At 64.3% G+C, this 13,369-nt stretch carries 15 protein-coding genes and 1 other RNA gene; 8 read left to right on the forward strand and 8 right to left on the reverse strand.

Going from position 1 to position 13,369, the window contains the following annotated elements:
• Positions 1–129: 129 nt before the first annotated feature.
• Positions 130–333 (forward strand): cold-shock protein, encoded by a 204-nt coding sequence (locus EO094_RS07015; RefSeq protein WP_092810980.1) that lies wholly within the window; start codon positions 130–132, stop codon positions 331–333.
• 94 nt (positions 334–427) lie between these two features.
• Here the strand turns inward: EO094_RS07015 and EO094_RS07020 are convergent, their stop codons facing one another.
• Positions 428–751, reverse strand: coding sequence for a c-type cytochrome (locus EO094_RS07020; protein WP_128291511.1), 324 nt, complete (start codon positions 749–751; stop codon positions 428–430).
• A gap of 125 nt (positions 752–876) precedes the next feature.
• Between EO094_RS07020 and EO094_RS07025 the strand changes: the two genes are divergently transcribed.
• On the forward strand, positions 877–1,110 hold the full coding sequence (locus tag EO094_RS07025) for a KTSC domain-containing protein (RefSeq protein ID WP_128291512.1): 234 nt from the start codon (positions 877–879) through the stop codon (positions 1,108–1,110).
• On the opposite strand, the gene EO094_RS07030 is transcribed toward EO094_RS07025, so the two are convergent.
• The 3 genes from EO094_RS07030 to msrB form a co-directional block, all read right to left on the reverse strand.
• Positions 1,049–1,591: a hypothetical protein gene (locus EO094_RS07030; RefSeq protein WP_128291513.1), complete on the reverse strand. Its 543-nt coding sequence runs from the start codon at positions 1,589–1,591 to the stop codon at positions 1,049–1,051. The genes EO094_RS07025 and EO094_RS07030 overlap by 62 nt on opposite strands.
• A gap of 117 nt (positions 1,592–1,708) precedes the next feature.
• Positions 1,709–1,909, reverse strand: coding sequence for a DUF2905 domain-containing protein (locus EO094_RS07035; RefSeq protein WP_128291514.1), 201 nt, complete (start codon positions 1,907–1,909; stop codon positions 1,709–1,711).
• A gap of 29 nt (positions 1,910–1,938) precedes the next feature.
• Complete coding sequence (gene msrB / locus EO094_RS07040; protein ID WP_128291515.1) at positions 1,939–2,391, reverse strand: peptide-methionine (R)-S-oxide reductase MsrB; 453 nt, start codon at positions 2,389–2,391, stop codon at positions 1,939–1,941.
• A 209-nt stretch (positions 2,392–2,600) separates the two neighbouring features.
• Between msrB and EO094_RS07045 the strand changes: the two genes are divergently transcribed.
• Entirely contained in the window at positions 2,601–2,789 is a 189-nt protein-coding gene (locus EO094_RS07045) for a hypothetical protein (RefSeq protein ID WP_128291516.1), read from the forward strand.
• 63 nt (positions 2,790–2,852) lie between these two features.
• Here EO094_RS07045 and EO094_RS07050 read toward each other — a convergent pair whose 3' ends face one another.
• Positions 2,853–6,569 carry a hydantoinase B/oxoprolinase family protein gene (locus EO094_RS07050; RefSeq protein WP_128291517.1) on the reverse strand — a complete coding sequence of 1,239 codons (3,717 nt, stop codon included), beginning with the start codon at positions 6,567–6,569 and terminating at the stop codon, positions 2,853–2,855.
• A 114-nt stretch (positions 6,570–6,683) separates the two neighbouring features.
• Here EO094_RS07050 and EO094_RS07055 point away from each other — a divergent pair, with 114 nt between their 5' ends.
• The 5 genes from EO094_RS07055 to rnpB all read left to right on the forward strand — a co-directional run bounded on the left by EO094_RS07055 (position 6,684) and on the right by rnpB (position 10,607).
• Complete coding sequence (locus EO094_RS07055; RefSeq protein WP_128291518.1) at positions 6,684–7,670, forward strand: TRAP transporter substrate-binding protein; 987 nt, start codon at positions 6,684–6,686, stop codon at positions 7,668–7,670.
• A 57-nt stretch (positions 7,671–7,727) separates the two neighbouring features.
• Positions 7,728–8,285 (forward strand): TRAP transporter small permease, encoded by a 558-nt coding sequence (locus EO094_RS07060; protein WP_128291519.1) that lies wholly within the window; start codon positions 7,728–7,730, stop codon positions 8,283–8,285.
• Positions 8,285–9,589 carry a TRAP transporter large permease gene (locus EO094_RS07065; protein ID WP_128291520.1) on the forward strand — a complete coding sequence of 435 codons (1,305 nt, stop codon included), beginning with the start codon at positions 8,285–8,287 and terminating at the stop codon, positions 9,587–9,589. The genes EO094_RS07060 and EO094_RS07065 overlap by 1 nt, the downstream gene beginning before the upstream one ends.
• A gap of 3 nt (positions 9,590–9,592) precedes the next feature.
• Entirely contained in the window at positions 9,593–10,123 is a 531-nt protein-coding gene (locus tag EO094_RS07070; protein WP_128291521.1) for a winged helix DNA-binding protein, read from the forward strand.
• A 50-nt stretch (positions 10,124–10,173) separates the two neighbouring features.
• Positions 10,174–10,607: RNase P RNA component class A (rnpB, locus tag EO094_RS07075), an RNA gene on the forward strand.
• A gap of 14 nt (positions 10,608–10,621) precedes the next feature.
• Here rnpB and EO094_RS07080 read toward each other — a convergent pair.
• From EO094_RS07080 to EO094_RS07090, 3 genes are all read right to left on the reverse strand, one after another.
• On the reverse strand, positions 10,622–11,323 hold the full coding sequence (locus EO094_RS07080) for a lytic transglycosylase domain-containing protein (protein WP_246008380.1): 702 nt from the start codon (positions 11,321–11,323) through the stop codon (positions 10,622–10,624).
• A 129-nt stretch (positions 11,324–11,452) separates the two neighbouring features.
• On the reverse strand, positions 11,453–12,211 hold the full coding sequence (locus EO094_RS07085) for a peptidoglycan recognition protein family protein (protein WP_128291522.1): 759 nt from the start codon (positions 12,209–12,211) through the stop codon (positions 11,453–11,455).
• A complete protein-coding gene (locus tag EO094_RS07090) occupies positions 12,208–12,924 on the reverse strand; it encodes a TerB family tellurite resistance protein (protein ID WP_128291523.1) in 717 nt (238 codons plus the stop codon). Before EO094_RS07090 ends, EO094_RS07085 begins: the two co-directional genes overlap by 4 nt.
• Positions 12,925–13,369: the final 445 nt, after the last annotated feature.

Raw genomic sequence — 13,369 nt, forward strand, 5'->3', positions numbered from 1 at the left:
GCGACTTCATGGTTGCCCGCGCCACAAGCCCCGCGAAAGCCGGGCGGCGCATATTCCCAATCAATCCATCACATCGCTGAACGCAGCCGCGGAGCGCGGCGCGAAAGTGAGTCAAAGGACACCCGAATTATGCACACAGGCAACGTTGTCTGGTTCGACACCCGCCGAGGCTTCGGCTTTATCCGCCCCGATGAGGGCGCCGACATTTTCGTTCACCGCACCGCGCTTGAGCGCGCCGGGCTGGCGACGCTTCAGCCCGACCAGATCGTCTTCTTCGACGTCGAGATGCGCGATGGCGCGCCGACGGCGACGGATCTGACCGCCCTCAATTGAGGCGGAGCCCCGGTTTCGGGGATCGAAGACTTTTCCATGGACGGGCCGCCGCGTGCGGCCCGTTTCGATTCCGACTGCCGCGTTCGGCCAGGCCTCAGCCGCGAAGCGCGTCGATATAGGCGGTGAGGTCGCGGATCTCCTGTCGCGTCAGGCTCATATCCGGCATCACCGGATGCGGGTCGGCGAGGAAGGCGGCAAGCGCCGCGAGGCCCTTGCCGCGGTATTTCTCTCCGATTGCGGCGAAGCTCGGTGCGGCGGGCGTGGCGCTCGTCTGCGTCTCCATGACGACGTGGCAGGCGGCACACCATTTCTGGGCGATCGCCTGTCCCTCCTGCGCATCTCCCGCCGCCAAGGCCGGTGGGGCAAGAGACAAAAGCATCGCGAGAGCGCAGGCCGAGTGATGCAGGGATGAGGACATGAGGGCCTCCGAAGAGTTTCTTGGCACCTTGCGCATGTTAAGCCGCAGATCGGCATTCTTCAGCGGACGCTTCGCCGCTTCCCCCGTCTCGCCGGCCACGGGGCCAAGCCTAGATACGTGCTCGCATGGATGTTCTGGAGCATGTCTTTCAATCGGAGGCCTTGAAGCAGGCGCTCTACGTGCCGGCGGAGAAAGCGCTTTTCATCGCTTTCCAGACGGGCCGCATTTACCGCTACGACCATGTCCCGGAAGCCGTCTTCACCGGGCTCACGGAGGCGCAGTCGGCGGGCGCCTATTTCAATGCTGTCGTTCGTCATTATCCGTATCGGGAGGTGGAGACGACGTCTCTGCAGCGCTAGAGGGCCGCCGCGGCCGCGGCTTCAAGGTGAGCGAGCCGGTATATTCGAGCGCCGTCCGATCCTTCATGTTGAGAATGACACGGATGGTGCCGCCGCCGCTCAGGCCTCGATATTTGCCGGTGCCGTCGATGGCGACCCATTCGCCGCCGCGTTCTCCGTCCGAGGTCCAGGAGAGCCACCAGAGATCGCGGTCATGGTCGATGGTCGTGCAGATCCCGGCGCCAAACGGCGTCTCGCCTTCGGCCGTAAAGAGCGTTCCCACACAATCCTGCGCGCTCAGATGCAGCGGGCTCGCCTCTCTCTTGTCCTTGATGATGCCCTTCTGGACGAGGGCGGTGAGACGGCGTCCCTCGCCGAGCCGCGTCTGTCGGTTGGTGGTGGTGTAGACGACGGTGCCTTCTGTCTCCAAGGCGGGGACTTGCGCTTCGGCTGCTGCGGGCGCGATAACGGCCAACATCAGCCCTAGAATGGCGGTTCGCATGAGATCTGCCTCCCCCCGGCACAGCCTCGACCGAAGCGCAGGATGAGGCAGCTTGTGGTTGAGTGCAAGGCAGGTTTTCGGCCGCGTTGGTCGCGGCCTTTTCCGCTCTTTGCCGGCCTACCTGTCGAAGAACCACAGGATGAGCGAGAGGACGAGGCTCACGATCACCATTGTGGTGATCGGAAAATAAAACGAGACGTTCTCCCGCTCCACCGCGATGTCGCCGGGCAGGCGGAAGAGGCCGAACCTCGAAAGGAGCGGCCAGAGGAGGCCCGCCGCCACGAGGGCGAGCCCGATGAGGATCAGCGTCTTCGACATCGTGCCGTGTCAGCTCGCAGGCGCGCCGGTCATTCCGTCTCGAATTCGAGCGCGGCCGAATTCATGCAATAGCGCAGACCCGTCGGGCGCGGGCCGTCGGGGAAGACGTGTCCGAGATGGCTGTCGCAGCGGGCGCAGCGCGTCTCGATGCGGCGCATGCCGTGGGAATTGTCCTCGATCTCGCGCACATGTTCCGGATCGAAGGGCTCGTAGAAGCTCGGCCAGCCGGTGCCGGATTCGAATTTCGTCACGGAGCGGAAGAGCGGCAGGCTGCAGAGCTTGCAGGTGTAGACGCCATCTTCCTTGTTGGTGAGAAGACCGCCGCAGAAGGGCGTCTCCGTGCCGTGGTCGAGCATGATGTGGCGCTCTTCCGGCGTCAGCTTTTCGGCGAGCCTGTCGCGTTCGGGGCCGCGGATCGGCGTCAGATCATAGCCGGATTGCGAAACATGCTGGCCATCGGTCCTGGCGGCGGTGTCGGTCATGAGAGATCTCCCTGTTTGAAGAGGGATATAGGGAGCGATTGCCGGCTGCGAAGACGGTACCCGGCGATCGGCTGCATCTTCTGGTCATGAGGATGGTCGATGTGCGTGTCGATCAGCGCCGGTCCTGCGGGGGGAGGAGAGGCGCCTGGCGGCGGGAACGAACCCTGTGCGCCCTGCATTGTGGCACGGAACATAAGACGGAGAACGAAATGGCTGAAAGCTCGGGCGGCAACACCTTCCTCGCCTTCATCGTCGGGGCGCTTCTCGTCCTCGTCGTCATCCTCTTCCTGGCACTCGGCGGCGTGAACCTCTTCACCGGTGGTGGCGGCGGTGGGCCAGACGTGAACGTCGACATCCAGGCGCCTGCGCCGGGTGGTGGCGATGGCGGTGGCAACTGAGCAGGTCGCAAGGTTTTCTCTCAAGACGGCGCGGAGGATTTCCGCGCCGTCCGTGTATGAGCGTCAGGCTGCCCCAAATCCCCCGCCGGTCGGGGTGGTGACGATCACCGCTTCGCCGGCCTTCAGAAGGGTCTGATCGGCGCCTTCGAGTTCTTCGAGGCTTCCGTCGAGGCGGCGGATTCCGGTTTTGCCGACATGTCCGGCCTCGCCACCCTTGAGCCCGTGCGGGGCGATCTTGCGGTGGGAGGAAAGGATGGCGCAGTCCATTTCTTCCAGGAAGCGGATGGTGCGGCGCGTGCCTGATCCGGCCGAAAATGCGCCGCGTCCGCCCGAGCCGTGGCGGATATGAAAATCCTCAAGCAGCACCGGATAACGCATCTCCAGAACTTCCGGATCGGTGAGGCGCGAATTGGTCATGTGGACGTGGACGCCATCCGTGCCGTCGAAGCCGGTGCCGTCGTTCATCGTGCCGGCCGGTGAGCCCGAACAGATCGTCTCGTAATACTGGTAGGTGGCGTTGCCGAAGGTGAGGTTGTTCATGGTCCCTTCGGAGGCGGCCATGGCGCCGAGCGCGCCGAAGAGGGCGTTCGTCACCTGCTGGCTCGTCTCGACATTGCCGGCGACGACGGCGCGCGGATATTCCGGCGACAGCATCGAACCTTTCGGGAGAACGATTTCGATCGGCTCCAGGCAGCCGGCATTCATCGGGATGTCGGCCTCCACCATGACGCGGAAGGCGTAAAGCACGGCCGCGCGCGTCACCGGGGCAGGGGCGTTGAAGTTGTTCTCCTTCGCCGCCGACGTGCCGGTGAAATCGACTTTGGCGGAACGGTTCTCCTTGTCGACCGTGATCGCGACCTTGATCACGGCGCCCTGGTCGGTTTCGACAGAAAATTCCGAATCCTTGAGGCTCTCGATGACGCGGCGGACGCTTTCGGCCGCATTGTCGCGGACATGGCGCATATAGGCCTGCACGACGTCGAGCCCGAACTCCGCCACCATCTTGCGCATCTCCGCGACGCCTTTTTCATTGGCAGCGATCTGCGCCTTCAGATCGGCGACGTTCTGGTCCGGGTTGCGGCACGGATAAGCATGGTCGGTCAGAAGCTCGCGGAGCGCGTCCTCGCGGAAACGGCCCCGATCGACGAGTTTGAAATTGTCGATCAGAACGCCTTCCTCGTCGACGTTGGTCGCCCGCGGCGTCATCGAGCCGGGTGCCACGCCGCCGACATCGGCATGGTGACCGCGCGAGGCGACCCAGAAGAGGATCTCGTTGCCCGCCTCTTTCCCAGTTTCGGCGAAAACCGGTGTAACGACGGTGATGTCGGGCAGATGCGTGCCGCCATTGTAGGGGGCGTTGAGGGCGTAGACGTCGCCGGGGCGAATGTCTGGGTTCTTCTCGCGCACCGTCTCCACCGAGCGGTCCATGGAGCCCAAATGCACCGGCATGTGCGGGGCGTTGGCGACGAGGGTGCCGTTCGGCCCGAAGACGGCGCAGGAGAAATCGAGCCGTTCCTTGATGTTCACGGAATAGGCGGTGTTCTGCAGCGTCACGCCCATCTGCTCGGCAATCGACATGAAGAGGTTGTTGAAGATCTCCAAGAGCACCGGATCGGCCTTGGTGCCGATCGCATGGTCGCGCGCCATCGCCTCCGTGCGCGTCAGGATGACGTGGTTCTTCGCCGTGATCTCCGCCGACCAGCCGGGCTCGATGACGATCGTCTGATGGTCCTCGATGATGAGCGCCGGGCCCTTGAGGCGGGCGCCCGGGGAGAGCTCGGCGCGCTGCGCGATCGCAGCTTCGTGCCAGGCGCCAGCCGAAAAGAAGCGGGTCGTCGCTTCCGGCCGCACGTCCTCAGAGATCGTGTCCGTTTCCGGCTCGTCGATGTCGGCGCCGCCGCCGACGGCCTCCACCTCGACCTGTTCGGCGATCAAGGGCTTGTCGTCGTAGATGAAGCCGAACTGAGCGCGGTGGGCATCTTCGAAGGCGGATCGCATCTCCGCCGCCTTGCCGAAAGGCACCGGGATCGGCGTATCGGTGCCCTCGTAGCGCAGATGCGCTTTGGCGATAATCGTGATCTCTGAATCGCTTATCGCCTGGTCTTGAAGCTCTTTGCGGGCCTCTTCCTCAAGTTCTGATTCAACGCTTTGAAGTTCTGATTCAGAATCCGCTGCGAGCGGCAGGACGGTGGCGCGGCTCTTGTTGGCGCGCACATCGGCGAGCCCCATGCCGTAGGCGGAGAGGACGCCCGAAAGCGGGTGGATATGCACCTTCTGCATGCCGAGCCGGTCGGCGATCTGGCAGGCGTGCTGGCCACCGGCCCCACCGAAGCAGGAGAGCGCGTAATGGGTGACGTCGTGGCCGCGCTCGACGGAGATTTTTTTGATGGCGTTCGCCATGTTTTCGACGGCGATTTTCAAAAAGCCGTCGGCAATCTCCTCAGGTGTGCGGTGCCTGCCGTTCTCGTCCGGTCCGATCAAACCCGCAAGCGCTTCGAAGCCCTTTTCGACCGCCTCAATGTCGAGCGGCTCGTCCTGGTTCGGGCCAAAAATCGCCGGGAAATTCTCCGCCCGGATCTTTCCGGCCATGATGTTGGCGTCGGTGACGGTGAGGGGACCGCCGCGGCGGTAGGCGGCCGGTCCGGGATCGGCGCCGGCCGAGGCAGGCCCGACCTGAAAGCGGCCCGAGGCGTAAGAGAGGATCGAGCCGCCGCCAGCGGCCACCGTGTGGATGCGCATCATCGGGGCGCGCATTCTGACCCCCGCCACTTCCGTCTCGAAGGCGCGTTCGAGGTCGCCCGCATAATGCGAAACGTCCGTGGACGTGCCGCCCATGTCGAAGCCTATGATCTTGTCGAGCCCGGCCATCTTCGCGGTCTCGGTGGCGCCGACGACGCCGGCGGCGGGGCCTGACAGGATCGCGTCCTTGCCGGCGAAAAGTTCGGCCGCCGTCAGGCCTCCCGAAGACATCATGAACATGAGACGGGGCGCATCGGGGTCGTGCGGCTCGGCCGGGTCCGCCGTCTCCTTGATGCCGAGATCGCGGGCGACGCGGGCAATGTAGCGAGCGAGGATCGGCGAGAGATAGGCGTCGACCACCGTCGTATCGCCACGGCCGACGAGTTTGACGAGCGGTGAGGTTTCGTGACTGACCGAGACCTGGGTGAAGCCCATGTCGCGGGCGATCTCCGCCACGGCGGCCTCGTGCTCGGGGTATTTCCAGGCATGCATGAAGACGATCGCGAGCGCGTCGAAGCCGTCCTCCTTCAAGGCCTGAAGCGTCTTGCGGATCGCGGCTTCATCGGGCGCCGCCTCGACCGTGCCGTCGGCGCGCACGCGCTCGTCGATTTCTTCGACGCGATCATAGAGGAGGTCCGGCAGGACGATCTTCTTCGCAAAGATATCGGGGCGCGCCTGGTAGCCGATGCGAAGCGCGTCGCGGAAACCTCTGGTGATCAAAAGGGCCGTGCGCTCGCCCTTGCGCTCCAGGAGCGCGTTGGTGGCGACCGTCGTGCCCATCTTGACCGCGCCGATCTTCTCCGACGGCATTTTCTCGCCAGCCGGAACCTCGAGAAAGCGGCGGATCGCCTCGATCGCCGCGTCGTCATAGGCGCCGGGATTTTCCGACAGGAGCTTCATCGCAGAGAGTGCGCCCGCGGGATTGCGGGCCACGACATCCGTGAAGGTGCCGCCCCGATCGATCCAGAAGTCCCATTTCCCGCCGGCTTCCGATTGTGCCACGATCGTCTCTCCCGTCGCTCGATTGGCTATCGGAAGCATGTCGGGAAGAAAACGTCAACACAACGTTGACAAATCGTCGGGGTGCGAACAGTCTCGGCACAGCTGCGGGACGCCGGCTCGGGCTCTCGCGAAAAACCAAGAGGGAGAGCATCGATGTACAAGACATTTCTGGGGGCGCTCGCGCTCGCCGGCTTCGTCGCCAATGGCTTCGTCGCCACGGGTGCCCAGGCGCAGACCGCCTGGGACATGCCGACGCCTTATGGCGACAGCAATTTCCACACGCAGAACATCGCCAAGTTCGCCGAGGACGTGAAAGAGGCGACGGGTGGCGATCTCACCATCACCGTCCATTCGGCCGGATCGCTGTTCAAGCATCCGGAGATCAAGGACGCGGTGCGCAAGGGGCTTGTGCCGATCGGTGAGGTGCTCGTCTCGCGCCTGTCCAACGAAGATCCGATCTTCGGGCTCGATTCCGTGCCCTTTGTGGCGACGAGCTATGACGACGCCAAGAAGCTCTACGACGCGCAGAAGCCGGAGCTCGAAAAGGTGCTCGACCAGCAGGGTCTGACGCTTCTCTATTCCGTGCCGTGGCCGCCGCAGGGGCTTTACACCACCAAGGAAGTGTCGAAGGTCGAAGATCTCGCCGGCCTGAAGATGCGTGCCTACAATGCCGCAACAGAGCGGCTCGCCCAGCTTGCAGGCGCAGTGCCGACGCAGGTCGAAGTGCCGGATCTGCCGACCGCCTTCTCCACCGGGCGCGTGGAGGCGATGGTGACCTCGCCCTCGACGGGCGCCAATTCCAAGGCCTGGGACTACGTCAAAATCTATACGAACACGCAGGCCTGGCTGCCGAAGAACATGGTCTTCGTGAACAAGCGGGCTTTCCAGAGTCTCTCAGAGGAAGATCAGAAGGCGGTGATGGAAGCCGCTGCCGCCGCGGAGACGCGCGGCTGGGAAGCCTCCAAGACGGAGACCGAGGAGAAGACCCAAGAGCTCAAGGACAATGGCATGACGGTCGCCGAGCCGACCGACGAGCTGATGAGTGGCCTGAAGAAGATCGGCGAGACGATGGCCTCGGAATGGAGCGAGGAAGCTGGCGATCCCGGCAAGGCCGTTCTGGAAAACTACAAGAGCATGTGAGGCAACACGGCCGGCCCAAATCTGAGCCGGCCGTTTTCATTCGAGCGGAGGACAACGATGCGCAAGGCGCTCGACATGCTCTATGCCGCCTCCGGGGTTGCCGCGGCTGCCGCGATCGTCGCCATTGCGGTTCTTGTTTCCGTGCAGGTGCTCGGGCGCGTCGCCGACAAGGCGCTGCAGCTTTTTGGCTATCCCGTCTATGGCTTTCTCATCCCGTCGCTGGCGGAAATCTGCGGCTTCCTGTTGGTGGCGGCATCCTTTCTGGCGCTCGCTTCGACGCTTCGCCACGGCGTGCATATCCGCGTCAATCTTCTCCTGCAGTCGGTGCCGGAGGCAGCGCAGCGTCCGCTCAATGCTCTCGTCCTCATGGCGGGCACGGCGCTCTCCGGCTTCCTCGCCTTTCAGGGGGGGAACCTCGTGCTTGAATCCTATCGGTTCGGGGAGGTGTCTTTCGGCATCATTCCGATCCCGCTGTGGATCCCGCAGACCACGATGGCGGCCGGCCTCGTCATCCTGACGATTGCGCTCCTCGACGATCTCCTTGTCCTGCTTCGCGGACAGGTTCCGGTCTTCGCCCAGCATGAGGGCGAGGATCTGGTGGAAGGACGAGAGTGATGGGGCTCGGCACAATCTCCGCGCTTCTTGCCTTCGGGCTTTTGGGTGCGCTCGCTCTCGGCCTCTGGGTGGCGCTGTCGCTTCTCGGCGTGGCGCTCATCGCCATTCTTCTGATGACCAACGTGCCGGCCGGCGCCGTGACGGCGACGGCGGCCTGGGGTGCGTCGAATTCCTGGGATCTGACGGCGCTGCCGATGTTCATCTGGATGGGCGAGATTCTCTTCCGCACGCGCCTGTCTGAGGACATGTTCGCTGGCATTTCGCCCTTCATGCGGCGCATTCCGGGGCGGCTTCTGCACGTCAATATCGTCGGCTGCGCCATCTTTGCCGCCGTCTCGGGCTCCTCGGCCGCCACCACGGCCATGATCGGGCGCATGTCGCTGCCGGAGCTGCGGGGTCGCGGCTACGACGAGAAGATGGCGATCGGGACGCTCGCCGGGTCCGGCACGCTCGGGCTTTTGATTCCGCCCTCGATCATCCTCATCGTCTATGGCGCGGCGACGGAGCAATCGATCGCGCGCCTCTTCATCGCCGGCATCCTGCCTGGCGCGATGCTCGCCTGTCTCTTCATGGGCTATGTCGTCGTCTGGTCGCTCGTGCGCCGGTCCGGCATGCCGGAGGCCGATCCCTCGACGACCTTGCGGCAGAAGTTTTCGGCTGCGCGCCGGCTTCTGCCCGTCGTTCTCCTCATCGTCGGCGTCATCGGTTCGATCTATGCGGGGCTTGCCGCACCGACGGAGGCGGCGGCGATCGGCGTCATGCTGGCGCTTCTGCTCTCCTGGGTGACGGGCACATTGACGAAGGCAAGTTTTGCCGAAGCGCTGATGAGCGCCACGCGCACCTCCTGCATGATTGCCTTCATTCTCGTGGGAGCGGCGGTTCTGACGGTCGCTATGGGATTTACGGGCATCCCGCGGGAGCTCGCCTCGGCGATCGGCGCGATGGATTTGTCGCCCGCGGCACTTCTGGCGGCGCTCACGCTCCTCTTTATCATGCTCGGCTGTTTTCTCGACGGCATTTCGGTGGTGGTGCTGACGACCTCCGTGATCCTGCCGATCGTGGAGGCGGCGGGCTTCGACCTCATCTGGTTCGGCATCTATCTCGTTCTTGTCGTGGAAATGAGCCAGATCACGCCGCCGGTCGGCTTCAATCTCTTCGTTCTGCAGGGCATTACGGGGCACAACATCTTCAAGGTGGCGGTGATGGCGCTGCCGTTCTTTCTCATCATGGTGGTGGCGGTGGCGCTGATCGCAGCGTTCCCAGAGATCGCGCTCTTCCTGCCGCGCACCATGCTCGCAAGGTGATCCATGGCGGCGACCCCTAAACGAAACACGGAGATCGGTCCGATCGTGTCGGCCGCGCATCTCGCGGAAGGGGGGATGCCCGCGCTGTCGGAAGTCGAGTTTGCGCTGGAGATGGCGAACAACGCCTTCTCTCGCTGGATGGTGCGCGGCATGGCCGCCGCCGGTGTGGACGGATTGTCGGCGCTCGACGTTCTCGTTCTTCACACGGTCGCGCATCGCGCACGGATGAAGACGGTCGCCGACATCTGTCTCGTTCTCAACATCGAGGACACGCACACCGTCACCTACACGCTGAAGAAGCTCGAGCGGCTCGGTCTCGTCTCCTCCAGCCGGCGCGGCAAGGAGAAGGCGGTCGCCGTCACGCGCGAAGGCGAGGCGGCGTGCCTGCGCTACCGCGAAATCCGTGAGACGCTGCTCGTGGAGGCGGTGAAATCGCTCGGCCTCGACGAAGCGGAGATGAGCCGGCTCGCCGCGCTGCTCAGGGCGCTCTCCGGCCATTACGATCAGGCGGCGCGGTCAGCCGTGTCATTGTAGTCACACCGGCGGCATTGACGCCGCCTTCCGCCAATGCCACCTGTCGCGCGCCAGCCGGCCGGACGGCCGCTTCGCCAAGTCTCGAAAGGGCGGCGGAGAGGAAAGTCCGGGCTCCATGGAAACACGACGCCGGGTAACGCCCGGCGAGGGAAGCTGCGCTGCCAAGCGCAGACGAACCTCAGGGAAAGCGCCACAGAGAGCAGTCTGCCTCTCCGCTTCGGCCGAGAGGTGAGGGTGAAAGGGTGGGGTAAGAGCCCACCGCGGACGCAGCGATGCGGACGGCACGGCAAGCCCCGTCGGGAGCAAGACCGAGAAGGGGCGGCAGGGACGAACGTCTTCGGGCGCTTGCGTCCAGGCCGGTTTTCAGGCCAGCCGCTCGGGTAGGTCGCGAGAAGCGCCGGGTAACCGGCGCTCCAGATGAATGGTCGTCACGTCGCGGGCAACCGCGGCCGTACAGAACCCGGCTTACAGGCCGGCTGGCATATTTCCCGCTAAGGATCAGACGGTCGACCCGGCGGAGGCCAGGGCCGTCTTCACGCGACCGCAATAGGCCGCGGCGCCGGAGGTCATGCGTGTTGCGTAATGGCCGGCGTTGTAGCGCAGAAGCGTGCCGCAGGTCGTGCCGCCGCCGAGCTCATAGGCGCGGGCGAGATAGCGCATGCCCCATTCGAGGTTCGTTTCCGGATCGTAGAGCGCCTGGATCGAACCGGTATAGCCGAGGCCGCGGGCCGTCGCCGGCTTGATCTGCATGAGGCCGATCTCGCCGGCGCTGCCGGTGGCGCGCGGATTGAAGCGGCTTTCCACCATCACCACGGCGCTTGCGAGTTCCACCGGCACGCCATGCTTTGCGGCCGCCTTGGCGACGAGCGCATGCAGATCGCTGGCCGGCTTTGCGGTCTTGCCGGCCGTGTCCTTCTTCGCTTCGGTCGTTTTCTCGGTGCGCGCGACGGCGTCCGTGCTGCCGGTGCTTTTCGGCGCTGCGTCGTGCGCCCGGGCGATGATGAAGGCTTTCGAGCTGTCACCTGAGCTCGCCCGGGGCGTATGCACGGTCTTCTGCGTGGCGGTGTCGCTCTTTTCGGTTGTGGTTTCGGATGCGGCCTGCCGCTGTGCGCCGATGATCAGATCTTTGGAGGCATCATCTGCGAAAGCAGGCTGGATGAAAGCGGCGCCTAGCAGGACCGCTGCAATCGTTCTCTTCAACTTTGACCCCTTTACCGGTCTCTTCCGGGCGGGGCGGGTAAAAAGCCCAGATGGCCACAATGTGCGGGTTCCAAGGTCATTTGATGGAACGCGGCATGTGACGCAGCGGCGGGCAAGTCTCTGAACCGACTAAGTTTCGTCGATCGTGGCGAGGAGCTTGCGCAGTGTCTGGAGCGTCGAACGGTCGACGATGCCGTCGATGCGCTCGGGGCGGAAGTGCCTCTGGAAGGCGGCCACGATCGTCCGGGTGCGCTCGTCATAAATGCCGCTGACGGAAACCCCGTAGCCATAGAGGGCGAGGAGGCTCTGGAGGTCGGCGACGTGCTCGCCTTCAGCGCCGAGAGCGAAGAGCGCTTCGGAGGAGGCGGGCACCGGCGACACGAAATGGCCGATCCCCGCCTTCGCAAGCTGGTGCCAGGGAAAGAGCTCGCCCGGATCGAGCTTGCGCTCGGGTGCGACGTCGGAATGGCCCAGAACACGTCGGGCCGGGATTTCGTGGCGTTTCAGGATATCCCGGGACAGGGCGATGACGCTGTCAATCTGTCGAGCGCTGAACGGCGGCAATGGCTTGCCTTCTTCGAGTGCCGCATGGCCCCAATTGGCGATTTCGATGCCGATCGAGCGGGCATTGATATCGCACGTGCCGTTCCATGAGGCGCGGCCGGCGTGCCAGGCGCGATCTTTCTCGTCGACGAGCTGGAGACGCGTGCCGTCCGTGCGAACGAGATAGTGGCAGGAGACTTGCGCGGCCGGGTCGCACAGCCGAGCGAAGGCCGCGTCCTCATTCTCCATGCCTGTGTAATGCAGGAGAAGGAGATCGATCGGCTCGCCGTTCCGAGAGTTGAAATTGGGCGACGGCTGCCACTCGGCGATGGGAGTGTTGCTCATTGATCGGCGGCCGAGCCTCGCGAGGCGAAGGAGCGTCCGCGGCAGATTTCCTCCCAGGCCGCGTTGATCGCGGCAAGCCTGTCATTGGCGATGGCGATGAATTCCTCGGGCACGTTGCGTGCGATCAAGCGATCGGGATGGTTCTCGCGGACGAGCTGGCGGTAGTGATCTCGCAACTGTTTTTCGTCCCATGAGGGATCGGCGCCGAGAACCAGCCATGGATCGGCCTCGCCCATATGCACATGGCGGGCCCGGATGCGTTCGAAATCACGACCTTCGAAGCCGAAGATGGCTGCGACCCGCTCCAGATAAGAGAGCTCGCGCTGATGCACGGCGCCGTCCGCCTTGGCGATGGCGAAGAGGGCATCGAGAATGTCTTCCAGCATCGCCGGATCATCCTGCAGGAGACGGGCGGCGTCCTGCGCGTAGGCCTCGAAACCTGCAATGTCGGCGCTTGCCAGACGATAGATGCGGGCGACGTTCTTCTCGTCCGCGGGCGGGACGGTGAAGAGCCTTTCAAAGGTCTCGATCTCTTCGAAGGAGACGATGCCGTCAGCCTTCGCCATTTTTGCAGACAAGGCGATCATCGCGATCGTGAAGGCGATCTCCTTGCGCCTTTCGCTTCCCGAGAGCTGCAGGAGCACGTCGCGCAAGCCGGCGATCGCCGCCCCCGTGCGGTCGAGGAAGTCGGACAGACGCGACCAGATGCTCATGGATGTCCTGCTGAGGTGGTGAAGCGAACTGTCGGCGGCGTCGGAACCGCTTTTGTGTCCCTAGCGGCGCGAAAATGTCCAGGCAAGAATAAGCGAATTCCTCAGCGCTCCTCCAGGCCCGGCGTGGTGCCTTGAGCCTCGATCGCCCGCCGCGAGCCTGAGCGCCCGATAGTGAGCGGGCAAGGCAGCGCGACGCGAACGTCGCGCTGCCTCGGGCCGCCAGGCCGGCACCCGATCGGCCGGCGGCCGATCCCTTGCCCACTCGTCCTGTAACGGTCGCAGGGAGCTTTGCGTTCCGGCCTCGACGTCTCTCTGTGCGTCTCTTTCATGCTGGCGGAAATCCTTGCCGGCAAAGGGTTTAGGCAATGAAGGAAGGGTCCGCTTACCGCCTGTTTACCTTGTGAGTGCATCTCTTTCAGACCATCAGAACGGTGCTCCGGCCCGC

Origin of the sequence: Afifella aestuarii (assembly GCF_004023665.1) — a bacterium.
Taxonomy (GTDB): domain Bacteria; phylum Pseudomonadota; class Alphaproteobacteria; order Rhizobiales; family Afifellaceae; genus Afifella; species Afifella aestuarii.

Coding starts and splice junctions, on each gene's coding strand:
- EO094_RS07015 (WP_092810980.1), top strand. CDS start 130: ATGCACACAGGCAACGTTGTCTGGTTCGACACCCGCCGAGGCTTCGGC.
- EO094_RS07020 (WP_128291511.1), bottom strand. CDS start 751: ATGTCCTCATCCCTGCATCACTCGGCCTGCGCTCTCGCGATGCTTTTG.
- EO094_RS07025 (WP_128291512.1), top strand. CDS start 877: ATGGATGTTCTGGAGCATGTCTTTCAATCGGAGGCCTTGAAGCAGGCG.
- EO094_RS07030 (WP_128291513.1), bottom strand. CDS start 1,591: ATGCGAACCGCCATTCTAGGGCTGATGTTGGCCGTTATCGCGCCCGCA.
- EO094_RS07035 (WP_128291514.1), bottom strand. CDS start 1,909: ATGTCGAAGACGCTGATCCTCATCGGGCTCGCCCTCGTGGCGGCGGGC.
- msrB (WP_128291515.1), bottom strand. CDS start 2,391: ATGACCGACACCGCCGCCAGGACCGATGGCCAGCATGTTTCGCAATCC.
- EO094_RS07045 (WP_128291516.1), top strand. CDS start 2,601: ATGGCTGAAAGCTCGGGCGGCAACACCTTCCTCGCCTTCATCGTCGGG.
- EO094_RS07050 (WP_128291517.1), bottom strand. CDS start 6,569: ATGCTTCCGATAGCCAATCGAGCGACGGGAGAGACGATCGTGGCACAA.
- EO094_RS07055 (WP_128291518.1), top strand. CDS start 6,684: ATGTACAAGACATTTCTGGGGGCGCTCGCGCTCGCCGGCTTCGTCGCC.
- EO094_RS07060 (WP_128291519.1), top strand. CDS start 7,728: ATGCGCAAGGCGCTCGACATGCTCTATGCCGCCTCCGGGGTTGCCGCG.
- EO094_RS07065 (WP_128291520.1), top strand. CDS start 8,285: ATGGGGCTCGGCACAATCTCCGCGCTTCTTGCCTTCGGGCTTTTGGGT.
- EO094_RS07070 (WP_128291521.1), top strand. CDS start 9,593: ATGGCGGCGACCCCTAAACGAAACACGGAGATCGGTCCGATCGTGTCG.
- EO094_RS07085 (WP_128291522.1), bottom strand. CDS start 12,211: ATGAGCAACACTCCCATCGCCGAGTGGCAGCCGTCGCCCAATTTCAAC.
- EO094_RS07090 (WP_128291523.1), bottom strand. CDS start 12,924: ATGAGCATCTGGTCGCGTCTGTCCGACTTCCTCGACCGCACGGGGGCG.